The organism is Cryobacterium sp. LW097 (assembly GCF_002205495.2).
In the GTDB taxonomy this organism is placed as follows: domain Bacteria; phylum Actinomycetota; class Actinomycetes; order Actinomycetales; family Microbacteriaceae; genus Cryobacterium; species Cryobacterium zongtaii.
The window spans coordinates 1,202,410-1,224,631 of sequence record NZ_CP021992.1 but is presented as its reverse complement, the minus strand read 5'-3'; the positions used below and the strand labels follow the sequence as shown (position 1 = coordinate 1,224,631).

Below are 22,222 nucleotides of genomic sequence, written 5' to 3'. Positions count from 1 at the left end.
GGCTGTATGGCTGCTTCGAGAGGGCCGTGGCGACCACCCGGCCGCTTTCGCGAATGGTCAATAGCGGATGGCGTCGATGACCTTGACGCGCACCGCCACCAGCGCGGGCAGCAGGCCCGCGAGGGCGCCCACGACGGTGGCGCAGACCAGGCCGAGGATGGCGGCCTCCACGGGGAACGGCGGAAAGTCGGTGACCATGCCCTGGCTGATGAACTCCTGCAGCATGGGATTGGTGACGATGAGCACGGCTCCGATCACCCCCACCACGCCGGCCACCAGGGTCGCCACGATGCTCTCCATCATCACCGAGAAGAACACCCGGCCGGCGGTGGCGCCGAAGCTGCGCCGCACCCCGATCTCCCGGATGCGCTGCTTGAGCGTGACCAGGGCGATGTTCACCAGACCCAGCGCGCCGAGCAGCAGCACCAGGCCGGCCACTCCCCCGACGAGCAGCTTGATCGACGCGAACGGGTCCTCGTTGTAGGCAGCGTAGTCCTGTCGACTCACCGACACGTTCGTGCCGGCGCCGAGCGCCCCTTGGGCATCCCGCTGCAGCGCAACGATCAGGTCCTCGCTGATTTCCGGCGGCACCCATAGTTCGTAATTGGGGACGCTGCCGCTGGCCGCGAGCTGGTCGGCGGGAGTGAGAGCGGTGATGGTGTCCATGAGCAGGTACATGGCCGGCTCGGTCTCCCAGACGCTCACCGGGTAGACCCCGGTGATCACGGCGGTGGTCGGGGTGGCGCCCAGCAGCGTGGTGGTGGGGTGCGTGGCCAGGTCGGGCCGGCCGAGTCGGTCCCAGAAGACCTGGTTGACCAATACCGCCGGTGCGAGGCGGTCGGCGTCGTCAACGCTGAACCAGTCCCCCTCGGTGAGTGCCACGCGGTGCATGGTGCCGTACGGCTGGTCGACGCCGATCGCCTGCACGGGCACCGCACCATCCGTGAACTGCACGGTCTGGGTGGTGTAGAGCACCCGGCTGGCGTAGTCGATGCCGTAGCGCTCGAGCGAGGTGTCCCAGAACTCTTGCATGACATCCGGGTCGATGGCGCTGCCGTCGTTCGATCCGGCGTAGAGCGAGAGGGTGGCGCTGCGGCCGCCGCTGCGTTCGTTCTGTTCCACGATGGACTGCTGGGCCACCGCGCCGAGGCCGACGACGGTGGTGATGGCGCAGACCGCGACGGCCACGCCGATGAGGGAGAGCATCACGCGGGTCTTGTGGATGCGCAGTTCCTGCCAGGCCTCCACGAACGAGCCGACCACGTTGCTGAGCAGCCGGTTCATGCCGGCACCGTCGCCAGCTCGTCGTCGCGGACGACCGGGGCCACCGGGCCGCCGGCCACGGTGAGCACGCCGTGGTCCAGGCGCAGATGCCGGCTGGCCAGCGCCGCGATGGCCGGGTCGTGGGTGATGGTGATCAGGGCCGCGCCGGAGCCGGTGGCGACCTCGTCAAGGAGCGCCATCACATCCGCCCCTGTCTCGAGGTCCAGGGCGCCGGTGGGTTCATCGGCCAGGATCAACCGCGGACCGCGCACGAGCGAGCGGGCGATCGCCACCCGCTGCTGTTCACCGCCGGAGAGTTTGTCGGGCATGGCGCCCAGCCGGTGGCCGAGGCCGACCCGTTCCAGCATCGCGGTGGCGATTCGGGCCCGCTGCCAGAATTGTTTGCCCTGCGCGTAGAGCAGCGGGGTCATCACGTTCTCGAGGGCCGTGCGGCCTTGGAGCAGGTTGAACTGCTGGAAGATGAAGCCCACGTCGCGGCCGCGCACCCTGTCGCGCTCCCCGGAGGAGAACGATTTCACCGGTCGACCGTCGAACTCGAGGTCACCCGAGGTGGGGTTGTCGAGCAGGCCGAGCAGGTTGAGCAGGGTGGACTTGCCGGAGCCGCTGCGGCCCACGATGGAGACCCTGTCGCCCACCTCCACGTCGAGGTCGACGCCGGAGAGGATCGTCAGCGGTGGGCCGTCGACGAGCTGGACGGTGCGCGTGACGCCGGCCAGGTGCAGGAGCGTCAATGGAGGGTCATTCCGGGCTCGGGGCAGACCTCGCTGCCGTCCGGGGCGGTGCTGCAGCCGCTCACGGCGGTGGCGCCGGGTACGAACTGGTTGATCAGGTCGCCCTCGGCCAGCCCCTCGACGATCTGCACCGAGGTACCGTCGTTCATCCCGAGTGTCACCGGGCGTTCCTCGGTTGTGCCGTCGGGCAGCACGAACCAGACGACCCCGGTTTCGGCAGAGCCCTTCACGGCCGTGGTGGGCACGACGAGCACGTTCTCGGCCTTGCCGCCGGCGATGGTGATCTGGGCGGCGAGGCCGGGGAAGACCGTGACCTCGGCCGGGATGGCGCAGCTGACGGTGGTGCCGCCCGCCCCGCCCGTGCCGGTGCCGGTGCCGGTGCCCGACGCCGGATTGGTGCCGCCGCCGGAGCCGCCGGCATCCGCCCCGGCCAGCGGGGTGGTGATGCGCAGGCCCGTGCAGGTGAACGGGGCCGGACCGTTGGTGATGGCGATGGACGCCTCGGTGGGCTGAGTGACGAGACGGTATTGCTGCTCGGGGCTGAGCGATCCGCTCACCGAGTAGCTGGGCGGCGCGACCTGGCCGGTGGTGTCCCCGATGGCGACGGACTGGCCGTGGATGACGGTGAGGGCGCTGAGCACGCCGTCGGCGGGGGCGAAGACCTTCTCGAAGGTGACCGCCGGTTTGGGCTGGGTGATGGCGATCATCCCGGTGGCGGGGTCCGTCGTCTCAACGGGGTCGCGCACGGTTTCGACCTTGATGTCGTAGATCTTGTCGCCGGCGGCGACGGTCGCTCCGGCGGCGAAGAAGATCTCGTCGACGGTGCCGGCCGCGACGGCCTTGACGGGCACGGCGGCATCCGCCGACACGGTTCCGGGCAGCGTCACATCGTTGGTGATCGTGCCCAGGGCAACCGGGATCTGCGGTTCCACGACCTGGCCGGTCGGCTGGGCCGGGTCCTGGGCTTCCGCGGCGTCGGCGAAGAACGCCAGCTTCACCAGGGCCACCGCGATGGCCGCGACGACGAGCAATCGGAGGATCGGAAAGACCCATTTGCGCATCACATTCACTGATTTCCCCCATGCTCGCATCGCACCTGACGGTGTCGACTGGCACGAGCCTAGGGGCAGTTCCGGCCCGTCGAGGCGGCTTTCGGGCAAAATCCTCCTGAAGGATGACCCCCGGTGTGCGGGGACCCAAGAACGCGTCAACCCCCGGCGCCGAGGGCGGCCGGGGGTTGACAGTGGTGCTGTGCAGCGGGCGGTTACGCCTCGATGATCATCGGAACGATCATCGGGCGGCGGCGGAACGACGCCTGCACCCAGCGGCCGACGGTGCGGCGCACGACCTGCGTGAGCGCGTAGGTGTCGTGGGTGCCGTTCTGCGCGGCCTCGGCCAGGGCGGCCTCGATCTTGGGCCGGACGGAGTCGAAGACCGAGTCGTCTTCGGCGAAGCCCTTGGCGTGGATCTCCGGGCCGACGATGACCTTGCCGGTGGACTTGTCCACCACGACGATGATCGAGATGAAGCCTTCCTCGGACAGGGTGCGCCGGTCGGTGAGGTCGGCTTCGGTGATCTCACCGACGGTGGAACCGTCGACGTAGACGTAGCCGAGGTCGAGCTGGCCGACCTTCGTGACGTTTCCGTCGCGCAGGTCGAGAACGGTGCCGTCCTCGGCGAGGATGGCCCGTTCGACGGGCACCCCGCTCTGCACGGCGAGCTTGGCGTTGGCCACCAGGTGGCGGTATTCGCCGTGCACGGGCAGCACGTTCTTCGGGCGGAGCACGTTGTAGACGTAGAGCAGCTCGCCGGCGGCGGCGTGTCCGGAGACGTGCACCTTGGCGTTGCCCTTGTGCACGACGTTCGCGCCGAGCTTGGTCAGGCCGTCGATGATGCGGTAGACCGCGTTCTCGTTGCCCGGGATCAGGCTGGAGGCCAGAATGACGGTGTCGCCGGGGCCGACCTCGATCTGGTGTTCCTTGTTGACGATGCGGCTGAGCACCGCCATCGGCTCGCCCTGCGAACCGGTGGACATGTAGACGATCTTGTTGTCCGGGATGTTCCCGGCCTTCTTGAAGTCGATGAGCACACCGTCGGGCACCTTGAGGTAGCCGAGGTCGGCGGCGATGGTCATGTTGCGCACCATCGAGCGGCCCAGCAGGGCCACGCGGCGGCCGTTGGCGTGAGCGGCGTCGAGCACCTGCTGCACCCGGTGCACGTGGCTGGAGAAGCTGGCGATGACCACCCGGCGCGGGGCGCGGGCGATGACGTCTTCCAGGACCGGGCCGATGGCACGCTCGGACGGCGTGAAGCCGGGAACGTCGGCGTTGGTGGAGTCGACCAGGAACAGGTCGATGCCCTCTTCGCCCAGGCGGGCGAAGTCGCGGAGGTCGGTGATGCGGTTGTCCAGCGGCAGCTGGTCCATCTTGAAGTCACCGGTGTGCAGCACGCTGCCACCCTCGGTCTTGATGGCGACGGCGAGGGCGTCGGGGATCGAGTGGTTGACCGCGACGAATTCGAGGTTGAACGGGCCGAGGCGTTCCTTCTGGCCTTCCTTCACCTGCAGGGTGTAAGGGGTGATGCGGTGTTCCTTGAGCTTGGCCTCGATGAACGCCAGCGTCAGGCCGGAGCCGATCAGCGGGATGTCCTGGCGCAGCTTGAGCAGGTAGGGCACCGCGCCGATGTGGTCCTCGTGGCCGTGGGTGAGCACGACGCCGACGATGTCTTTCAGGCGGTCCTTGATCGGGGTGAAGTCCGGCAGGATCAGGTCGACACCGGGCTGGTGCTCCTCGGGGAACAGCACGCCGCAGTCGACGATCAGGATTTTGCCGTTGATCTCGAAGGTGGTCATGTTCCGGCCGATTTCGCCGAGTCCGCCGATGGGCGTGACGCGGAGTGTTCCCTTGGGGAGCGCGGGCGGTGCGTATACGTCGTTGGGCATAAGCCCTCCTATTGTGGAGTTGGTGGTGCGTGAAGTTAGTGGTGGGTGGAGTTGGTGCTGCTGTTGATCCGTGGTGCGTTTATCTTTTAGCGTGTGGTTCCGGCGACCTTGGGCAGCGCCCCGCCGGCGGCGGCGTTGCGGTCGGGGCGGAAGTTGGTGAAGTCGACGCCGGGGATGTTCCGGACGAGGTCGATTTCGTCTTCGATCATGGCGGCCTCGGATTCCTCCGGGCCGACCAGGGGCAGGCGCACGCGCGGGCTGCTGATGCGACCCAGCCCGTGCAGGATGTACTTGGCCGCGACGGTGCCCGGCACGTGGGTCATCACGGCGCGCACGAGGGGTTCAAGCTGCTGGTGCGCGAGCGTGGCCGCCTTGAGGTCACCCGCGTTGACGGCATCCACCATCTGGCGGTACGGCTTGGCCGCGATGTTCGCGGTGACGCCGATCAGGCCGGTGGCGCCGATCGACAGGTGCGGCAGCACGTTGGGGTCGTCGCCGGAGAAGTAGAGCAGGTCGGTCTGGTTGAGCACCCGGCTGACCTGGGCCAGGTCGCCCTTGGCGTCCTTGACGGCGAGGATGTTCGGGTGCTTCGCGGCGCGCAGGATGGTCTCGTAGGTGATCGGGATGCCCGTGCGTCCCGGGATGTCGTACAGGATCACCGGCAGGTCGGTGGCATCCGCGATCATGCGGAAGTGCGTGAGAACACCGGCCTGGGTGGGCTTGTTGTAGTACGGCGTGACGATCATGTTGCCGTCGGCGCCGGCCTTCTCGCTCTGCTTGGCGAGTTGCATGGCGTGGGCGGTCTCGTTCGAGCCGCCGCCGGTGATGATCTTGGCGCGACCGGCCGCAACGTCCTTGCCGACCTCGACGAGCCGGATCTTCTCGGGGTCGGTGAGGGTGGAGGTCTCGCCGGTGGTGCCGGTGACGACGATGCCGTCGGCCCCGGCGGTGATGACGTCGTCGATGTGCTTCTCGACGTCGGCCCAGGCGACCTCACCGTCAGCGGTGAAAGGTGTCACCAGGGCGACGAGGACCTGCCCGAAGGGGTTGTAAGGAGTAGACACGTTTTACAGGTTATCGTCTAGCGCGCCCTCCCGCGCCTCCACGCCTGCCCTCGCGCGCGTCATCTGCCGTCATACGAGGGGTCTGAGGCCCGCCGCGGCGTAACCTCGCCTGCATGAACCCCGCCGCCGCCCTGCTCGTTCTGGTGTTGTTGGTCGCGTTGACCACCGCGCTGGGACTGGTCTGGCGCCGTCGGCAGGGCCGGCTCACGAGCTCGACCGACTCGGTGGATGCCGTCACGGCCGCCCAGCTGGGCCTGTCCGTGTCGGACATCCCGGGGGTTTTCGGCGCCGAGGCGACGCTGCTGCAGTTCTCCACCGAGTTCTGCGCCCGCTGCCCCGGCACGAGCGTGCTGCTGGGCCAGGTGGCGGATGCCCGCACCGGCGTGCGGCACGTGGAGGTGGACCTCACCCATCGCGCCGACCTCGCCCGGCGGTTCAAGGTTCTGCAGACGCCCACCACACTGGTGCTCGACAGGGCCGGCCGGGTGCGCGCCCGGGTGGGCGGTGTGCCGGACCGGGCCGCCCTGCACGCGCACCTCGATGACCTTGCCCGAAACGTTCAGGAGTCCCGATGACCCAGCCAGAATCCGCTGCGACTGCTTCCGCCGCCGCCGCTGCTGCCGCTGCCGGGAAGCGGACGGGCATCGACCCGCGCGGCCCCCGGTTCGGCGCGGCCGTCACCGCCGTCGTGCTGCTGGCGGTAATCTTCCTCGCGCTCGTCGGAGCCTCCGACGCCGCCCTGGCGCTGCTCGCCGTGCAGACCGCGGTGTTCGCCTGGGGCACCATCGCCGGGGCCGCCCGGCATCCGTACGGGTGGCTCTACAAGGCCCTCGTGCGCCCGCGGCTCGGCCCGCCGGCCGAACTCGAAGACCCGGCCCCGCCCACCTTCGCCCAGGGTGTCGGCCTATTGGTCGCCCTGACCGGGGTGCTGCTCGGCCTGGCCGGGGTGATCGTGGCCGTGCCCCTCGCGGCGGCGGCCGCGTTCGTGGCGGCTTTCCTGAACGCGGCCTTCGACTACTGCCTGGGCTGCCAGCTGTACCTCCTGCTGGTGCGGGCCGGCGTCCTCGGGCGTAGCCCGGCGGCGCCCTGACCGGCGGGTCTGGCGAACCTGCCCGTCGCCCGAGGATTCCCTGTGAACGGTTCAGGCCCGGCGGATAGGCTGGTGCTCCACTTCCAGGAGGTATCACCATGGCCCTGACCAGCGAAGCAACCACCGTATGGACCGGAGACCTGACGACGGGTTCCGGAACCGTCACGCTCGATTCCTCGCACGGCGGGTCGTTCCCGGTGAACTGGAAGGCCCGGGCCGAGGGAACCGCCAATACGACCAACCCCGAGGAGTTGCTGGGCGCGGCGCACGCATCCTGCTTCTCGATGGCACTGGCCCTGATCCTGGCCGACGCCGGACACACCCCCACGAGCATCCAGACCACCGCGGCGGTCACGTTCGTGGCCGGCACCGGTGTCACCGGCAGCCACCTGCTCGTCAGCGCCAACGTTCCCGGTGTCACTGAGGCGGAGTTCGAGGCGTTCGCGCAGGACGCGAAGGTGAACTGCCCGATCTCGCAAGCGTTGACCGGCATCCCGATCACCATCGAAGCCGAACTGGCCTGAGCGGTGCGCGTACTCATCTCCGGAGCCTCCGGGCTCATCGGCACCGAACTGACCCGCCAGCTGGAAACGGCCGGCCACACCGTGCTGCGTCTGGTGCGACGCCCCGCGCGCTCCAGGTCGGAGGTGCGCTGGGACCCGGCGACACTGACCCTGGATCCCACCGTGCTCGACGGCGTGGACGCGGTGATCAACCTGTCCGGCGCGTCGATCGGGCGGTTGCCCTGGACCAAGTCCTACCGCCGCCAGATCATGGAATCGCGGGTGCAGGCCGCTCGTACCCTCACCGACGCGATGCGCCGGGCCGGCACGCCACCGACGGTGCTGCTGAACGCGTCCGCCGTGGGGATCTACGGCAACCGGCCCGGCGAGGAGCTCACCGAGGAGTCCGCACCGGGCTCGGACTTCCTCGCCACCGTCGTCACGACGTGGGAAGCGGAGGCCCGGCTGGCCCCTGAGGGCACCCGGGTGGTGCTGCTGCGTACCGGCCTGGTGCTCGCCAAGGGCGGCGCGCTGAAGCCCCTGATGCCGATCGTGCGGCTCGGCCTCGGCGGACCGCTCGGCCGTGGCAGCCAGATCTGGCCGTGGGTAAGCCTCCACGACGAAGCCGCGGCGATCGTGCACCTGCTCACCTCGGAGCTGAGCGGCCCGGTGAACCTCACCGGCCCCACCCCGGCAACGGCCAACGAGGTGATCCGGGCCGTGGCCTCGGCGCTGCGCCGGCCGTTCTTCCTTCCGGTGCCCGAGTTCGTGCTGACCCTGGCGCTGCAGGATGCCGCCAGGCAACTGTTGCTCGCCGACCAGCGGGTGAGCTCGGCGAAGCTGCAGGCCGACGGGTTCCGTTTCACCCACCGTACGGCCGCCGAAGCTGTCACCTGGATGCTGCGCTAGGCCTTTGGGGGGCGCAATCTCGTTATGCGGGGTACGCGCCGTTATGCGGGTGGCGCGCCACCCGCATAACGGCGCGTGACCCGCACTACGCATCCCAGGGGGCCGCCCCGCGCGATGGCTGGGCAGTCCTCCACAGGGGCGCCGGCCCGATGTTGTGAACGACCACGGTTCGATCGCCGTGGCCGCGGCACCCGGCGCCGACACTCGCTGGATGACCGATCGTCGAGAACACCCGTCCTTCCCGCCCGAGGTGCTCCTGGCCGCCGACTATCGGCGAGCCCTCGGCGCCGATCTTCGCCTGCGTCGCGGTGCCGAGCGCGGTTACCTGCACCGCATCGGCTGGGGCCAGTACTGCCCCGCGGCGGTCTGGGCCGGCCTCGACCGTGACCAGCGGTATGCACTGAGAGTGCGGGCGGCGGCGCTGGCCCGACGAGGCGCGTTGCCGCTCTCCCACCAGTCGGCCGCGGTGCTGTGGCACCTACCGCCGCAGGCACCGTGGCCCGATGAGGTGCACTTCCTGGGCCCGCGTGCAGCCGGCGGCCGCTCGGACCCGGGCATCCGCAAGCACACGGTGGGCTTCGACGCCCGCGATGTGGAGCTGAAAGACGGAGTGCTAGTCACCTCGGTAGCCCGCACGGTGATCGAGCTCGCGACGATTGTGGACCTTCGGTCGGCGGTCGCCGCGGCCGATCGGGCTCTGGCGGTGGATCGGACCGGTCGCATCCTGCCGCTCACGGACCGGGTGACCCTGCTCGAAACCTGGCACCGGATGCTGCCGTTCCGCGGTTCGGTGCGGGCGCGCACGGTAATCGACTTTGCCACGCCGCTCTCGGGCTCTCCCGACGAATCGGGCACTCGGGTGACGATCGCGCTGGCCGGACTTCCCGAACCCGAGTTGCAGCATCCGTTCATGATCGAGGACCGCACCGACTTTTCAGACTTCTTCTGGCGGAGCGTGCGGGGTGTTGGCGAGAGCGACGGTCGAGTGAAGTACTTCGATCCCGTGCTGCTCGCCGGACGCACCCCGGCAGAGGTCGTGTACGAGGAAAAGCTCCGCGAGGATGCCATTCGGCTGCAGGTGCTCGGCTTCGTTCGCTGGGACCATGCCACCGGGATGAGCGTGCCGCGGTTGTCGGCGCGGCTGGCGCACCTGGGCCTCACGCCGGGGCGCCCCCGGCTGGCCGGGCGCTGAGCGGGCCGGTGCGGCGCGGAGCTGGCCGGGCGCGAGGTGGGCGCGAGGTGGGCGACTCGAGGTATGCGGGTAAGGCGCCGTTATGCGGGTGGCATGCCACCCGCATAACGGCGCGGCACCCGCATAACGGCGCGGCACCCGCATAACGGCGCGGCACCCGCGCGACGGCGCACGCGCCGAGCTCAGGCCGCGGACTTCTCCAGGGCCATCGCGGTGCGAAGCGCCGAGCGGGCGCGGCGGCGGTCGCCCGACGCGTCGTAGGCCAGGCCGAGGCGGAACCAGGCCCGCCAGTCCTGCGGCGCGGCATCCACGGCCTCTTGATACTGCGGGAACTGAGCGTCCGCCGCCTCGCGGTATGGCCGGCCGCTCGGGCGGCTCGGTAGATCGTTGACCGGCAGGGCACCCTCGGCGTCGAGCTGCTTGACCAGCCGTTCGCACCGGATGCCGAAGCTGATCTCGCGAACCAGCGCCCACGCGCCGATCAGCGGCAGCACGATGAGCGCAACGCCGATGAGGATGCCGACAGGGTCACCGCTCTGCACGAAGAGCACCGCGCGCCAGCCGACGAGCACCAGGTAGAACACGAGCAGGAGTGCCATCACGACGACGGCGATGCGGCCCTTCATTCGCCGGGCTCCATTTCGGCATCCTCGGGGCCCGGCGGTGGCCCAGCAGGCGGCTCGTCCGGCGACCCTGCGGACGCCGCGGCGGGCTCGAGCACCTCACCGGTGAGCCCCAGGTCGATCAGCTGGTCGAGTCCGACGGTCACCCCGACGCAGTCGCGGGCGGCGGCCAGGGCCACCAGGATGCCGCGCTCGTAGGCCTCGGCGGAGAGCGTGTTGTGCGTGATCGTGAGGGTCTCCCCCGAGCCGCCGAAGATCACGTCCTGGCGGGCCAGCACGCCGGCCAAGCGCAGGCTGTGCACCGGCACCGTGGCGACCTGCTGGCCGCGGGCACGCTGGTCGACGTGCGGCGCGGAGACCGGGCCGAGGCCGGCGCGGGCGGCGGCCATCAGCTCGGCGGTGCGCACGGCGGTTCCCGACGGGGAGTCGACCTTGCCGGCCTGGTGCGCCTCGACGATCTCGATGGAGTCGAAGAATCGGGCGGCGAGGGCCGCGAAGGCCGTGCCGAGCACCGAGCCGAGTGAGAAGTTGGGGATGATCACGGCGCCGACATCCGTGCGGCCCTTGAGTTTGTGGCCGAGCGCGTCGATGCGGGGCTGGGACCAGCCCGAGGTGCCGACAAGCACCCGGATGCCGTTGTCGATGGCGAAGTCGACCACGCCCTGGCTGACCGCCGGAACGGTGAGGTCGATCGCCACATCCGCGCCGAGCATCTCGGACAGGGCACTGGTGGAATCAAGCCGGGCGACCACGTCGTACCCCGGCGTACTCTCGACCAGGCCGCCGACCAGGCGGCCCATCTTGCCCGTTGCGCCGACGATGGCCACCCGTGTTGTCATGCTGCCAATCTACCAACCGGGGCGGTTGCCCCCGGCACCGAGGCACGTACCCTAGGGGCATGCCTGAATTCACCGCGGTCTCCGTCACGGATGCGGGGTCCATCACCCTGCTCACCCAGTACTTCAGCGATCGCGCGTCCACGTTCCCCTCCGCCGGCGGCTATCGCACCACGTTCCCGGCTCCCGAACAGTTCGTCCCGCCGCGCGGCCAGTTCCTGCTCGTGAGCGAGACTCAGGGGTCGCGCACCTTCGTGGGCTGCGGCGGCATCCGTCGAATCGATGACGGCGCGGATGGTGCGGTGCGGTTCGAGGCGAAACACCTCTGGTTGCAACCGGAGGTGCGCGGCCGCGGCTGGGGCACCCTGCTGCTCGCCGAACTCGAAACCCGGGCCAGGGCGTTCGGGGCGACGGAGCTGGTGCTCGACACGAACTCGAGCCTCGAGGCGGCCGGGGCGCTGTACCAGCGCTCCGGCTATCAGGATGTGCCGCCATACAACGACAACCCGAACGCCACGAACTGGTACCGAAAGGTACTCGCCCCGGCCCCCTGACCCGTCAGTGCTGGCTGCTCTCACAGCAGGCGGCGCAGATGCGCAGTAGGAGGAGGCCGGTCGAGATGACGGTCACACGCGACACGCTGACGGGGTTCCTGGCGGCGTTCAACAACCACGACCTGGACGCGATCATGGGCTATTTCGCCGATGATTGCGTCTTCTACCTGCCCAGGGGTGCGAAGCCTCGGGGCAATCGTTTCGTGGGCAGGGCCGAGGTGCGGGCGGGGCTCGCCAGCCGGTTCGAGGGCATCCCGGACGTGCACTATGGCGACGACCGGCACTGGGTGTGCGGTGATGATCTCGGAGTCTCCGAGTGGACGCTGACCGGCAGGTCAGTGTCCGGCCGGCGACTCGACGTGCGCGGCGTCGACCTGCTCGAATTCGATGCCGCCGGGAAGATCCGCCGGAAGGATTCCTTTTGGAAGATCCTCGACTGAGGCGAGTTACCGCCTCGTCCCTAGAACAACAGCGGGTCCGGCAGGCCGGTTCGAAGCTCTACAGGCAGGTGGCCGAGGTCGTTGTGGGTGACCAGCGACCACGGCCGGCCGGGCTTCTGCTGCAGCACAGTGAGGCCGCAGTTGGCCTGGTTGATGCTGATCCAGCGCCAGTCGGGGGCGCCGAGCACCTCGCGGACGAACCAGGCGATCACGAAGTTGTGGGTGATCAGCAGGTCGTGTCGGGGACCCCGGTGCGGATGCAGGAATTCCGCGACTGCGTCCTCCATCTGAGCGCGGCCGGCCTCGATCTGGTCGTCGCTGACCGAGTTGAAGAACGGCGCGTATGCTTTCGGCATCTCCGGCGCCCGGCCGGAGGGAACGCAGTCGAACAACAGCGGCGACGGCTCCGAGGTGAGCGACGGCAGCCGGTCGGCGATGATGGCCGCCGTCTCCGCGGCGCGTTGTAGCGGCGAATGCCAGGCGCCGGTGAACGGCACCCCGCCCAGGCGTTCGGCGATGAGGTGCGCCTGACGCTTGCCCCGCGGTGACAGCGGGCCGTCCGGCAGGCCGTATTCGGCATCCTGCTGTTCACCGTGTCGCACGAGGTAGAGGTACTGGGGCATCATCGCCCTTTCGGTTGATGTCGTAAGAAGTCGAACGGGGCTCGCCGTGAACCGATCAGTTCGGCGGGAGGGGCGCCGCCCGGCGGGACAGCACGGCGTCGAAGGCGTCCTCCTCGAGGGCGCCGACGGCGGCCACGGAGAACGGCCGGGAGACCATGTCGGCCGCCAGCTGCTGCACATCGTCCGCGGTGACCAGCGCGAGGCGCCGCAGGGCCTCGTCGAGGTCGACGAACTCGCCCAGCGTGATCTCGGAGCGGCCGAGCCTGGACATCCGGGTGTCGGAGTCTTCGAGGGCTAAAGCGGATGCGCCGGAGAGCTGACCGGAGGCCCGCTTCATCTCGTCGGCGGTCACACCGTGCTCGGCGAGGCGGTGCAGCTCGTCGAGCATGATCTCGGTGACCTGACCGGCCTTGGCCGGGGTGCAGCCGGCGTACATGCCGAAGATGCCGGCATCCGAGTAGCCGGGCGCGAACGAGTAGACGGAGTAGGCCAGGCCGCGCTTTTCGCGCACCTCCTGGAACAGGCGCGACGACATGCCGCCGCCGAAGATGGAGGTGAGCACATTCATCGCCACGCGGCGGTCGTCGGCGGCCACGAGGCCCGGCACGCCGATCAGCAGGTTGGCCTGCTCGAGCGGACGGTGCACCACGCTGATGGGCTGGCCCTGGCTGATCACCGCGGCGGCGCCGGAGCGGCGTCCCACCGGTGCGGCGTACTCGCCCAGGTCCCAACCGGCCTGCAGCAGCGACCGGGTGACGGCGGCCACGAGCACGTCGTGGTCGACGGCGCCGGCAACGGTCACGACAAGGTCTTGCGGGCGGTAGTTGGCCCGGTAGTGCTCCCAGACGGCGTCTCGGGTCGCGGCGCGGATGGTGTCCGGGCTGCCGCCGATGGGTCGGCCCAGCGGATGCGCGCCCATGACGGCCTGGAAGAAGCGTTCGTTGGCGACATCGGCCGGGTCGTCGTCGGCCATCGCGAGTTCCTCGAGGATGACGCCGCGCTCGGTTTCGAACTCCGCGGGGTCCAGCAGCGACGAGGTGATCATGTCGGTGAGCACCTCCACGGCCATGTGGAGGTCGCGATCCTGCACCTTGGCGTAGTAGCAGGTGTATTCCTTGGCCGTCATGGCGTTGTGTTCGCCACCGACGGCGTCGAACGCGATGGCGATGTCCAGCGCCGAACGCTCTGCGGTTCCCTTGAACAGCAGGTGCTCGAGGAAATGCGTGGAGCCGAAGTGGCCGGGCTGTTCGTCGCGGGACCCCACGGCCACCCAGTAGCCGATGGTGAGGCTGCGGCTGCCCGGCACCTGTTCGGTGACGATGCGCACCCCGCTGGGGAGGACGGTGCGCCTGACGAGGGACTCACCAGCGGCCCGAAACGAGAGTTCGGTCAGGTCAAGGGGAAATTCAACGGCACCGTTCATATCCCCTCAACCTTACGACACCGGCGGGACCGGGCCCCGCTGGACGCGGCGGGCCTGGGCGCCGGTCAGGCCGACACCTTGTCGAGGTCGACCATGTCGGCACGGCCCAGCCGCACGGCGGCCGCGGCGACCAAGGCATCCACCTGTTCCGGCCGGCTCGCGCTGGCGACCGGGGCCACGACACCGTCCTTGGCCAGCAGCCAGGCCAGCGCGATCGTCGACGGCGCCACCCCGTGGTCCTCCGCGATGCGTTCGAGCACGCCCAGCACCTTGAGGCCGGCCCGGTTGAGGTACGCCGATGCGCGGCCGGCCCTGATGGTGTCGGTGAGGTCGGCTTTGGAGTGGTACTTGCCGGTGAGGAAGCCGTGCGCGAGGGCGAAGTACGGCATCACCGCGACACCCTGCGCCCGGCTGACCAGGGCCAGAGACGATTCGAACGAGACCCGGTTCATCAGGTTGTACGGGGTCTCCAGGGCCACGAACCTGGGCAGGCCGTTGGCGGCGAGTACCCGGGCCTCCATCAGGCGTTCCGCTGTGAAGTTGGACGCCGCGAGGTGCCGCACGGTGCCGTTGGCGATGAGCATCTCCATGGCGCCGAGGCTCTCCTCCAGCGGCACGTCGAGGTCGTCGAAGTGGAAGTGCAGAAGGTCGATGTGGTCGGTGCCGAGCCGCTCGAGGGAGGCGTGCACCGCACCGACGATGCTGCGCGGCGAGAGGCCGGGGTTGTCGCGGTTGCGGCCGATCTTGGTGGAGACGATGGTGTCGTCGCGCAGACCGCGGGTGCGCATCCACGACCCGATCAGCACCTCGCTGCGTCCGGCGGCGTAGCTGTCAGCGGTGTCGAGGAAGTTGCCACCGAGTTCCCAGTGCCGGTCGAGGATCGCCATGGCGGTGTCGCCGTCGGTGGTCCAGCCGAAGACGCTGCAGCCCAGCGCCAGCGGGTGCACGGTGAGGTCGGTGTCGCCGATGGTGCGCCGGATGTCCGGGGCGGCTGGGCGGTCGTGGTCGGGCAGCTGAACCGGAGCGGTGTGCTGGACCTCCACCGGGCGGGTTTGCAGGATGAGATCGGCTGTCGTCAGGCTGTCTGGTGTCACCCGCTCCGTTGCTACATGCTCCGTTGACACACGCCCCGTCGCCACGCTGCCTCTCATGCCTTCACCGCCCCTCGGACGGACCAGCGCGGCTGCCGCGCGGACCCGTGTAAAGCCGAGAATAACCCGATCCGGCCAATCCGCCGGGGGCGCGCGGCAAGCGTTACACAAATGTGCGGCTTTACCCCCCGTTTAGCCGAAAATAGGCCTTCGGTGAGCTCTCTCGAAGGGTCGGGGAGTAGTGTTTCCGGCATGTCCGACTCACCGCTGTACGGCGTCCCGCTCACCCTCATCGACGGCACCCCGACCACGTTCGGCCGGTTCGCCGGCAAGACCGTACTCGTGGTCAACGTGGCATCGAAGTGCGGCTTCACGCCCCAGTATGCCGGCCTGGAGGCGCTCTACCGCCGTTTCGCTGACGACGGCCTGGTGGTGCTCGGGTTGCCGTGCAACCAGTTCATGGGCGAGGAACCCGGCAGCGAAGAGGACATCCAGCAGTTCTGCGAGCTCAACTTCGGGGTCACCTTCCCGCTCACCGCCAAGGTGGATGTGCGCGGCAAGAATCAGCATCCGCTGTACAGTCAGCTCACCGCGTTCCGGAAGGGCATGCTGCCGGGGCTGATCAAGTGGAACTTCGAGAAGTTCCTGGTGAACGGCGACGGCGTGATCGTCGACAGGTTCGCGTCGACGGTGGAACCTGAATCGGCACAGCTCGTCGCCGCGATCGAGAAGGCCCTGGCGCGCGAGGCGGCCTGAGCCACGCCGGTCAGGCGTCCCAGCTGCACACGCAGAGCTCGTTGCCCTCTGGGTCGGCGAGCACCCACCAGTCCGGGGCGTGTTCGTCGGTGAGCAGCACTCCCCCGACGTCGATGATGTCCTGCACCCGGTCCTCACAGTCCGCGACGGGCACGTACACGTCGAGGTGGATGCGGTTGCGCTCGGTGCGTTGGATCTCCATGTGCTGGAACCACACCTTGGGGCCACCGCCGCGAGGATCACGCAGTTCGATGTCGTCCGCGGGACCGGACTCCACATAACCCAGCCCCACCCGCCAGAATGGGCGCACGGCCTCGGCGTCGGCGCAGTCGATGGCCACGTCGGCGCGGCTGGGCACCAGACGGGTGGCGTGCGCCTCCTGCTCGGCGGCGAGTTCCTGGATGCGCAGTGCGAGCCGCAGATCCCGTTGGGTGATGCCACCCACATCGTGGCTCGTGAGCTCGAACTCCACGGACCCGTAACCCAGTTTCACGTCTGGGTGATGATTCTGGGCGTCGGCGTCGGCAGCGACGGCATCCACCAGGTGCACGGCCGCGGCGAAATCGGCCGTGCGGTAGGTGGCATACAGCGTTCCCTCCAGATGCAGGAAATCACCTCCGGAGAGCACCGATCGGGTTTGAGCGGGAGTCAGGGTCTGGCGGGTGTCGTCCATCCGACCACTCTTCCGTGCGGCGTCGGCCCGGTCAACCCTGGGCGAATCGTCGACTTGCCGCACGCTGACCGGTGCGGACTTCCCGCCCGCGCAGCGAATGTGGGCCACGGTGTGCACTGTGCCCTGTTCAGGGGCCAGCGCGCATGCTACGGTCAGGCAGTATGCACCACTTGGACAGAGTCGATCTCGAGTTGCTCCGTGCGCTGTGCGCCACCCCCGACAGCACCTATGTGGGGCTCGCCAACACGCTCGGGCTCTCCCGCAACACCGTGCAGGCCCGGATGAGCCGGCTCGAGGAGTCCCGGGTGTTTCTCGACTTCGATCGCCGGGTCAGTCCGGCCGTGCTCGGCTATCCGCTGACCGCGTTCATCGAGGTCCACATCGTGCAAAAGCGCGCCGCCGACATCATCGCCGAGCTCAGCCGCATCCCCGAGATCGTGCAGGCGCACGGCATGAGCGGCGCAGCGGATCTGCTGGTGCGGGTGGCCTGCGCAGACTCCGAAGACCTGTTCAGGATCGACCGCACGATCCTCGCCTGCGAGGGCGTCGAACGCACCGAGACCTCCCTCGCGATGGGCGAGCTCATCCCGTATCGCATCGTTCCCCTGCTGGAGCGGGGCGTGCAGCCCAGGTCGGGCTAGCTGCATTCTGCAGACGCGAAAAGGCCCGCCCTGCCGAAGCAGGACGGGCCTTCCGTCTGACCGGCACACCTGGCGAGAGGTGGCCGGCAGAACTAGTGACTAACCTTCGGCCGGAGCTTCGGGTCCCTCGGATGCAGCGTCACGACCGTGCGTGTCGGCTTCATCGGCGAGGACCGGGGCGAGCGAAAGCTTGCCGCGGTCGTCAATCTTGGTGATCTCGACGAGGACCTTCTGGCCCACGCCGAGGACGTCTTCGACGTTCTCCACACGCTTGCCGCCGGCGAGCTTGCGCACCTCAGAGATGTGCAGCAGGCCGTCCTTGCCCGGGAGGAGCGAGACGAAGGCGCCGAAAGCGGCGATCTTCACGACAGTTCCGAGGAACTGCTCGCCAACCTCGGGGTTGGTGGGGTTCGCGACGGAGTTGACCATGATGCGAGCGGCCTCGGCCGACGGACCATCGACGGCGCCGATGTACACGGTGCCGTCTTCCTCGATCGAGATGTCGGCTCCGGTCTCGTCCTGGATCGAGTTGATCATCTTGCCCTTCGGGCCGATGAGCTCGCCGATCTTGTCGACGGGGATCTGAACGCTGATCACGCGGGGCGCGGTCGGTGCCATCTCGTCGGGCTTGTCGATCGCGGCGTTCAGCACGGCGAGGATCGTCGTGCGAGCATCCTTCGCCTGCGTCAGCGCGCCGGCCAGGACCGACGCGGGGATGCCGTCGAGCTTGGTGTCGAGCTGGATCGCGGTGACGAACTCAGCCGTGCCGGCAACCTTGAAGTCCATGTCGCCGAGGGCGTCTTCGGCACCGAGGATGTCGGTCAGAGCCGCGTAGCGGGTCTTGCCGTCGACGGTGTCGGAGATGAGGCCCATCGCGATGCCGGCGACCGGGGCGCGCAGCGGCACTCCGGCGTTCAGCATGGACAGGGTGGAGGCGCAGACGGAACCCATCGAGGTGGATCCGTTGGAGCTGAGCGCCTCGGAGACCTGACGGATGGCGTAGGGGAATTCCTCACGGCTGGGCAGCACGGGAACCAGGGCACGCTCAGCGAGCGCTCCGTGGCCGATCTCGCGACGCTTCGGCGTACCGACCCGACCGGTTTCACCGGTGGAGTAGGGCGGGAAGTTGTAGTTGTGCATGTAACGCTTCTTGGTGACCGGGCTCAGGGAGTCGATGGTCTGCTCGAGCTTGAGCATGTTCAGCGTGGTGACACCCAGGATCTGAGTCTCGCCGCGCTGGAAGATAGCGGAACCGTGCACGCGCGGGATGACCGCAACCTCGGCGTCGAGCGGGCGGATGTCGGCCAGGCCGCGTCCGTCCATGCGAACACCCTCGTTGAGCACGCGTGAGCGCACCACGAGCTTGGTGACGGACTTGTACGCCGCGCCGACCTGGTTGTTGGCGGTTGCGGGCAGCTCGCCGGCTTCGACCTTGGCCGCGATGGCGGTCTTGACGGATGCCTTGAGCACGTCGTCGGCATCCTGACGCGCGATCTTGTCGGCGATGACATAGACGTCCTTGAGTCCCTCGTAGGCCAGGGCTGCGACGGCGTCGTAGGTCTCCGGGGTGTACGGCGGGAACAGCGGGTAGTTGCCGGTGGGCTTGGAGGCCGCGGCGGCCACCTGCTGCTGGGCGACGATGAGCTGCTTGATGAACGGCTTGGACGCCTCGATGCCCTCGGCGATGACCTCTTCGTTCGGCTTGATGGCGCCGCCCTGGATCAAGGTCCAGGCGTTGTCGGTCGCTTCGGCCTCGATCATCATGATCGCGACGTCTTCGCTGCCATCGGCATCCGTCACAACGCGGCCGGCGACGACCATGCTGAACACGGCCTCTTCGACCTGCGAGTGCTTCGGGAAGGCGACCCACTGGCCGGAGCCGTTGTCGTCGGGGATGAGGGCGACGCGGACGCCACCGATCGGGCCGGAGAACGGCAGGCCGGCGATCTGGGTCGACATGGACGCGGCGTTGATGGCCAGGACGTCGTAGTACTCGTCGGGCGCGATGGCCAGAACAGTGACGACAACCTGGATCTCGTTGCGCAGTCCGTCGACGAACGACGGGCGCAGCGGCCGGTCGATCAGACGGCAGGTGAGGATCGCTTCGGTCGACGGGCGACCTTCGCGGCGGAAGAAGCTGCCCGGGATGCGGCCGGCGGCGTACATGCGCTCTTCGACATCGATGGTCAGCGGGAAGAAGTCGAAGTTGTCCTTCGGCTGCTTGCTGGCGCTCGTGGCGGAGAGAAGCATGGTCTCTTCGTCGATGTAGGCAGCGGCTGAGCCCTGTGCCTGCTGGGCGAGACGCCCGGTTTCGAAACGGATGGTGCGCTTGCCGTACTTGCCGTTGTCAATAACGGTTTCGGCGAACGTGATTTCTGGACCCTCCATATGGGGGTTCTCTCCTTTGTTTAGACTCGTTTGCCCGTGTGGCGCGCGAGTGGGACATCGGAGCAGGAACAGGCAGGACAAGCTGCCGAACATGTGTTGGGCGCTGACCTTGCTGGCCACCAGTAGAAATTCACCAACACGCTCTGTCTCGAGCTGAGCGTTGGGAAACCACCACCGAGGACCAGCGTCCTGCCAGTCTGCTCCGGGTATAACCGATGGATCCGAAGATCCACCTGAACAAGCGTAGCAGAGCGGGGGTTAAACGACAGGGATGCGGGCGTCGAAGACCGGCCCGTCGGCGCAGACCAGGGGGCCTTCGACGCTCGGGTCGGTGCGTACCGGGGCGGCACAGCCGTGGCAGTAGCCGAGCCCGCACGCCATGTGGGCCTCGAGCGAGGCCTGCACGGGTACCCGCCAGTGCGCGCCGAGTTCCGCGGCGAGCCTGGCGAGGACGCCGGCGCCGCAGACCATGATCACGTCGGGCGCGGTGCGCTCGGGGGTGGCACCGTCGAAGTGTGCGCGGAGGCTGTTCTGCAGTGTGAGCAGGTCGCTGGAGCCGTCGTCGTCGGTGGCCTCGATGATGCGGACGCCCAGCTCGGCGCAGTCGGCGCGGCCGAGCAGCTGCTCGGCACTGCGTCCGCTGAGCACCATGGTGGTGCGGATGCCCGTTGTGCGGGCGTCCTCCGCGGCGCCCATCACGCCGCAGATGCCCACGCCCCGGCCGATCAGCAAGGCGGAGCGGGTGCCGCTGTCGAATTCGAAGCCGCGACCGAGCGGACCGGTGATCTGCAGGGTGTCGCCGACGGGAACGGCGGCCAGAGCTCGGGTGCCGCGGCCCACGACGCCGTAGATCATTTCCACGGTGCCGGGCCGGTCGGCGGTCGCCGGTCGGCGGCGATGGATGGCCATGGGGCGGGGCAGCAGAATCGTGTCGCCGGCGTGCGGCGGCACCGTGATCATGAGGAACTGTCCGGCCAGCGCGGTGTGGGCGATGGTGCTGCTGGCCACGACAAGGCGGCGGTAGCGCTCCCCCACCGGCTCGTGCACGAGCACCTCGGCGTCGTCCCAGACCGGTTGTGGGCGCGGCACGGTCTGGCGCGGCCGCACCGAGACCAGGCCGTCGAGCGCCTGGGCATCCGCCTCGGCGAACGCCCGCGCCCGCGCTGCCGCCTCGCGGCTCTGGCGGTACACCTCCCGCCGGTCGAGCTCGTCGACGCCGTGCTGAGCCTGTCGAAGTAGACCTGGTGACGGGGCGCCTTCCGAGGCCAGGCTCGCGTCAGCGCTCATCAGGACACCTCCCACTCGAGCAACTCGCGAATACTGCCGACCCCGGCGTCCTGACACCGCTGCCGCAACCCCCGCGCCACCTCCACCGCCGCGAACGGCCGGGCGAAGCTGGCGGTGCCCACCTGCACGGCGCTGGCTCCCACCGAGAAGTAGTCCAGGGCGTCGTCAACGGTCTGTACCCCACCGCAGGCGATCACCGGGATCTGCACCGCCCGGGAGGCCAGCCAGACCAGCCGCAGCACGATCGGTTTGATCGACGGCCCGGACAATCCGCCGATGACATTGCCGAGGATCGGGCGGCGGGTGAGGGCATCCAGCGGCATCGCCGGAATGGAATTGGCCACGCAGACGGCGTCGGCGCCGGCCTCCTCGGCGGCGCGGGCACAGTCGGCGATCGAGGCCACCAGCACCGGCAGCTTCACGATGATCGGCTTGACGGTGACGAGGCGCACGGCGGCGACCACCTCGCGAATGGCCGCCGGATCCGAGCCGATGTCGGTGCCGTCCCGGTCGAGGTTGGGGCACGACACATTCAGTTCGAAGGCGGCGCCGTTCTCGCCCAGGGCCGCGACGACCGGGGCGTACTCGCTCGGCCGGTGGCCTCCGACGCTGATGATGGTGGGCACATCGAGGGCCGCGTAGCGCGGATGAAGTGAGGCCAGGTAGCCGGCCGGGCCATGGCTGGGGATGCCGACGCTGTTGACCATGCCCGCGGGGATCTCGGTGAGCCTGTGCACGGGGTTGCCGCCGCGGGCCGAGCCGAAGACGGTCTTGGTGACGGTGGCGCCGAGTTCGGTGACCGGGATGAGCGCGCCCAGTTCCGGACCGAAGCAGCCGGAGGCCGGCATCACCGGGGTGCGCAGCGTGAGGCTGCCGATCCGAACGGAGAGGTCCACGGCCGGGGTTCCCGGCGGGTCGAGCAGGTCGGGATCGGCCGCGAAAAATGCGGCGCGGGCATCCGGAAAAACGGTGCCGTCGAGAAGGGCGACCATGAAAGACCTGTCTGTCTGCGCGGTTGTCACGGCTTCCGTCTCTGCGGAAGCACTCTCTCCAGCGCACTGCGCTCCAGTCTGCCGCCCGCCCCGAGGACCGGGCAGAGCCGAAAGTCCCGGCGGTGGCGACGCGCGATCAGTGCCCAAGCACGCGAAAGCGGCCGTGTGGTCACCTCGGTGA

The 22,222-nt window shown here is 69.0% G+C and carries 23 protein-coding genes; 9 read left to right on the top strand and 14 right to left on the bottom strand.

All coding sequences use genetic code 11. The features are described 5' to 3' along the window. Positions 1-57: 57 nt before the first annotated feature. From B7495_RS05660 to dapA, 5 genes are all read right to left on the bottom strand, one after another. Positions 58-1,284, bottom strand: coding sequence for an ABC transporter permease (locus B7495_RS05660; RefSeq protein ID WP_088455719.1), 1,227 nt, complete (start codon positions 1,282-1,284; stop codon positions 58-60). After that, positions 1,281-2,015 (bottom strand): ABC transporter ATP-binding protein, encoded by a 735-nt coding sequence (locus B7495_RS05655; RefSeq protein WP_088455718.1) that lies wholly within the window; start codon positions 2,013-2,015, stop codon positions 1,281-1,283. The genes B7495_RS05660 and B7495_RS05655 overlap by 4 nt, the downstream gene beginning before the upstream one ends. Beyond that, positions 2,012-3,076: a hypothetical protein gene (locus tag B7495_RS05650; protein WP_174776450.1), complete on the bottom strand. Its 1,065-nt coding sequence runs from the start codon at positions 3,074-3,076 to the stop codon at positions 2,012-2,014. Before B7495_RS05650 ends, B7495_RS05655 begins: the two co-directional genes overlap by 4 nt. A gap of 203 nt (positions 3,077-3,279) precedes the next feature. Then, positions 3,280-4,956: a ribonuclease J gene (locus tag B7495_RS05645; protein WP_088455717.1), complete on the bottom strand. Its 1,677-nt coding sequence runs from the start codon at positions 4,954-4,956 to the stop codon at positions 3,280-3,282. 86 nt (positions 4,957-5,042) lie between these two features. Continuing rightward, positions 5,043-6,020 carry a 4-hydroxy-tetrahydrodipicolinate synthase gene (gene dapA, locus B7495_RS05640; RefSeq protein ID WP_088455716.1) on the bottom strand — a complete coding sequence of 326 codons (978 nt, stop codon included), beginning with the start codon at positions 6,018-6,020 and terminating at the stop codon, positions 5,043-5,045. Between the two features lie 113 nt (positions 6,021-6,133). Between dapA and B7495_RS05635 the strand changes: the two genes are divergently transcribed. From B7495_RS05635 to B7495_RS05615, 5 genes are all read left to right on the top strand, one after another. Beyond that, the gene (locus B7495_RS05635; RefSeq protein WP_088455715.1) at positions 6,134-6,595 is read left to right on the top strand and encodes a thioredoxin family protein; all 462 of its coding nucleotides are present in this window, start codon (positions 6,134-6,136) and stop codon (positions 6,593-6,595) included. Beyond that, the gene (locus B7495_RS05630) at positions 6,592-7,110 is read left to right on the top strand and encodes a DUF4395 domain-containing protein (RefSeq protein WP_088455714.1); all 519 of its coding nucleotides are present in this window, start codon (positions 6,592-6,594) and stop codon (positions 7,108-7,110) included. The genes B7495_RS05635 and B7495_RS05630 overlap by 4 nt, the downstream gene beginning before the upstream one ends. A 98-nt stretch (positions 7,111-7,208) precedes the next feature. Continuing rightward, entirely contained in the window at positions 7,209-7,634 is a 426-nt protein-coding gene (locus tag B7495_RS05625) for an OsmC family peroxiredoxin (protein WP_088455713.1), read from the top strand. Between the two features lie 3 nt (positions 7,635-7,637). Further along, positions 7,638-8,522 (top strand): TIGR01777 family oxidoreductase, encoded by an 885-nt coding sequence (locus tag B7495_RS05620; RefSeq protein ID WP_088455712.1) that lies wholly within the window; start codon positions 7,638-7,640, stop codon positions 8,520-8,522. A gap of 211 nt (positions 8,523-8,733) precedes the next feature. Next, a complete protein-coding gene (locus tag B7495_RS05615; protein WP_151199534.1) occupies positions 8,734-9,714 on the top strand; it encodes a hypothetical protein in 981 nt (326 codons plus the stop codon). Between the two features lie 182 nt (positions 9,715-9,896). Here B7495_RS05615 and B7495_RS05610 read toward each other — a convergent pair whose 3' ends face one another. Then, positions 9,897-10,340 carry a tetratricopeptide repeat protein gene (locus B7495_RS05610; RefSeq protein ID WP_088455710.1) on the bottom strand — a complete coding sequence of 148 codons (444 nt, stop codon included), beginning with the start codon at positions 10,338-10,340 and terminating at the stop codon, positions 9,897-9,899. Further along, complete coding sequence (gene dapB, locus B7495_RS05605; protein ID WP_088455709.1) at positions 10,337-11,176, bottom strand: 4-hydroxy-tetrahydrodipicolinate reductase; 840 nt, start codon at positions 11,174-11,176, stop codon at positions 10,337-10,339. The genes B7495_RS05610 and dapB overlap by 4 nt, the downstream gene beginning before the upstream one ends. Positions 11,177-11,235: 59 nt before the next feature. Between dapB and B7495_RS05600 the strand changes: the two genes are divergently transcribed. After that, on the top strand, positions 11,236-11,727 hold the full coding sequence (locus B7495_RS05600; RefSeq protein WP_088455708.1) for a GNAT family N-acetyltransferase: 492 nt from the start codon (positions 11,236-11,238) through the stop codon (positions 11,725-11,727). Between the two features lie 65 nt (positions 11,728-11,792). After that, positions 11,793-12,167 (top strand): nuclear transport factor 2 family protein, encoded by a 375-nt coding sequence (locus B7495_RS05595; protein WP_088455707.1) that lies wholly within the window; start codon positions 11,793-11,795, stop codon positions 12,165-12,167. 20 nt (positions 12,168-12,187) lie between these two features. Here B7495_RS05595 and B7495_RS05590 read toward each other — a convergent pair whose 3' ends face one another. The 3 genes from B7495_RS05590 to B7495_RS05580 form a co-directional block, all read right to left on the bottom strand. Beyond that, on the bottom strand, positions 12,188-12,790 hold the full coding sequence (locus tag B7495_RS05590) for a histidine phosphatase family protein (RefSeq protein ID WP_088457927.1): 603 nt from the start codon (positions 12,788-12,790) through the stop codon (positions 12,188-12,190). A 55-nt stretch (positions 12,791-12,845) separates the two neighbouring features. Beyond that, complete coding sequence (locus B7495_RS05585; RefSeq protein WP_088455706.1) at positions 12,846-14,213, bottom strand: pitrilysin family protein; 1,368 nt, start codon at positions 14,211-14,213, stop codon at positions 12,846-12,848. Between the two features lie 65 nt (positions 14,214-14,278). Then, positions 14,279-15,307, bottom strand: coding sequence for an aldo/keto reductase (locus B7495_RS05580; protein WP_240632421.1), 1,029 nt, complete (start codon positions 15,305-15,307; stop codon positions 14,279-14,281). A gap of 249 nt (positions 15,308-15,556) precedes the next feature. Between B7495_RS05580 and B7495_RS05575 the strand changes: the two genes are divergently transcribed. Beyond that, a complete protein-coding gene (locus B7495_RS05575; RefSeq protein WP_088455704.1) occupies positions 15,557-16,060 on the top strand; it encodes a glutathione peroxidase in 504 nt (167 codons plus the stop codon). A 10-nt stretch (positions 16,061-16,070) separates the two neighbouring features. Here the strand turns inward: B7495_RS05575 and B7495_RS05570 are convergent, their stop codons facing one another. Then, positions 16,071-16,733, bottom strand: coding sequence for a VOC family protein (locus tag B7495_RS05570; RefSeq protein WP_088455703.1), 663 nt, complete (start codon positions 16,731-16,733; stop codon positions 16,071-16,073). A 161-nt stretch (positions 16,734-16,894) separates the two neighbouring features. Between B7495_RS05570 and B7495_RS05565 the strand changes: the two genes are divergently transcribed. Continuing rightward, a complete protein-coding gene (locus tag B7495_RS05565; RefSeq protein ID WP_088455702.1) occupies positions 16,895-17,374 on the top strand; it encodes an Lrp/AsnC family transcriptional regulator in 480 nt (159 codons plus the stop codon). A gap of 99 nt (positions 17,375-17,473) precedes the next feature. Here the strand turns inward: B7495_RS05565 and B7495_RS05560 are convergent, their stop codons facing one another. The 3 genes from B7495_RS05560 to B7495_RS05550 all read right to left on the bottom strand — a co-directional run bounded on the left by B7495_RS05560 (position 17,474) and on the right by B7495_RS05550 (position 22,071). Continuing rightward, a complete protein-coding gene (locus B7495_RS05560) occupies positions 17,474-19,762 on the bottom strand; it encodes a polyribonucleotide nucleotidyltransferase (RefSeq protein ID WP_088455701.1) in 2,289 nt (762 codons plus the stop codon). A 258-nt stretch (positions 19,763-20,020) separates the two neighbouring features. Next, on the bottom strand, positions 20,021-21,049 hold the full coding sequence (locus B7495_RS05555; RefSeq protein WP_088455700.1) for a dihydroorotate oxidase electron transfer subunit: 1,029 nt from the start codon (positions 21,047-21,049) through the stop codon (positions 20,021-20,023). Continuing rightward, positions 21,049-22,071: a dihydroorotate dehydrogenase gene (locus B7495_RS05550; protein ID WP_198415679.1), complete on the bottom strand. Its 1,023-nt coding sequence runs from the start codon at positions 22,069-22,071 to the stop codon at positions 21,049-21,051. Before B7495_RS05550 ends, B7495_RS05555 begins: the two co-directional genes overlap by 1 nt. Positions 22,072-22,222 lie beyond the last annotated feature (151 nt).

What these genes read in the sequence shown, in the direction of transcription:
- B7495_RS05660 (WP_088455719.1), bottom strand. Translation starts at nt 1,284, where the DNA reads ATGAACCGGCTGCTCAGCAACGTGGTCGGCTCGTTCGTGGAGGCCTGG.
- B7495_RS05650 (WP_174776450.1), bottom strand. Translation starts at nt 3,076, where the DNA reads ATGCGCAAATGGGTCTTTCCGATCCTCCGATTGCTCGTCGTCGCGGCC.
- B7495_RS05645 (WP_088455717.1), bottom strand. Translation starts at nt 4,956, where the DNA reads ATGCCCAACGACGTATACGCACCGCCCGCGCTCCCCAAGGGAACACTC.
- B7495_RS05635 (WP_088455715.1), top strand. Translation starts at nt 6,134, where the DNA reads ATGAACCCCGCCGCCGCCCTGCTCGTTCTGGTGTTGTTGGTCGCGTTG.
- B7495_RS05630 (WP_088455714.1), top strand. Translation starts at nt 6,592, where the DNA reads ATGACCCAGCCAGAATCCGCTGCGACTGCTTCCGCCGCCGCCGCTGCT.
- B7495_RS05625 (WP_088455713.1), top strand. Translation starts at nt 7,209, where the DNA reads ATGGCCCTGACCAGCGAAGCAACCACCGTATGGACCGGAGACCTGACG.
- B7495_RS05615 (WP_151199534.1), top strand. Translation starts at nt 8,734, where the DNA reads ATGACCGATCGTCGAGAACACCCGTCCTTCCCGCCCGAGGTGCTCCTG.
- B7495_RS05610 (WP_088455710.1), bottom strand. Translation starts at nt 10,340, where the DNA reads ATGAAGGGCCGCATCGCCGTCGTCGTGATGGCACTCCTGCTCGTGTTC.
- dapB (WP_088455709.1), bottom strand. Translation starts at nt 11,176, where the DNA reads ATGACAACACGGGTGGCCATCGTCGGCGCAACGGGCAAGATGGGCCGC.
- B7495_RS05600 (WP_088455708.1), top strand. Translation starts at nt 11,236, where the DNA reads ATGCCTGAATTCACCGCGGTCTCCGTCACGGATGCGGGGTCCATCACC.
- B7495_RS05595 (WP_088455707.1), top strand. Translation starts at nt 11,793, where the DNA reads ATGACGGTCACACGCGACACGCTGACGGGGTTCCTGGCGGCGTTCAAC.
- B7495_RS05590 (WP_088457927.1), bottom strand. Translation starts at nt 12,790, where the DNA reads ATGCCCCAGTACCTCTACCTCGTGCGACACGGTGAACAGCAGGATGCC.
- B7495_RS05585 (WP_088455706.1), bottom strand. Translation starts at nt 14,213, where the DNA reads ATGAACGGTGCCGTTGAATTTCCCCTTGACCTGACCGAACTCTCGTTT.
- B7495_RS05575 (WP_088455704.1), top strand. Translation starts at nt 15,557, where the DNA reads ATGTCCGACTCACCGCTGTACGGCGTCCCGCTCACCCTCATCGACGGC.
- B7495_RS05570 (WP_088455703.1), bottom strand. Translation starts at nt 16,733, where the DNA reads ATGGACGACACCCGCCAGACCCTGACTCCCGCTCAAACCCGATCGGTG.
- B7495_RS05565 (WP_088455702.1), top strand. Translation starts at nt 16,895, where the DNA reads ATGCACCACTTGGACAGAGTCGATCTCGAGTTGCTCCGTGCGCTGTGC.
- B7495_RS05560 (WP_088455701.1), bottom strand. Translation starts at nt 19,762, where the DNA reads ATGGAGGGTCCAGAAATCACGTTCGCCGAAACCGTTATTGACAACGGC.
- B7495_RS05555 (WP_088455700.1), bottom strand. Translation starts at nt 21,049, where the DNA reads ATGAGCGCTGACGCGAGCCTGGCCTCGGAAGGCGCCCCGTCACCAGGT.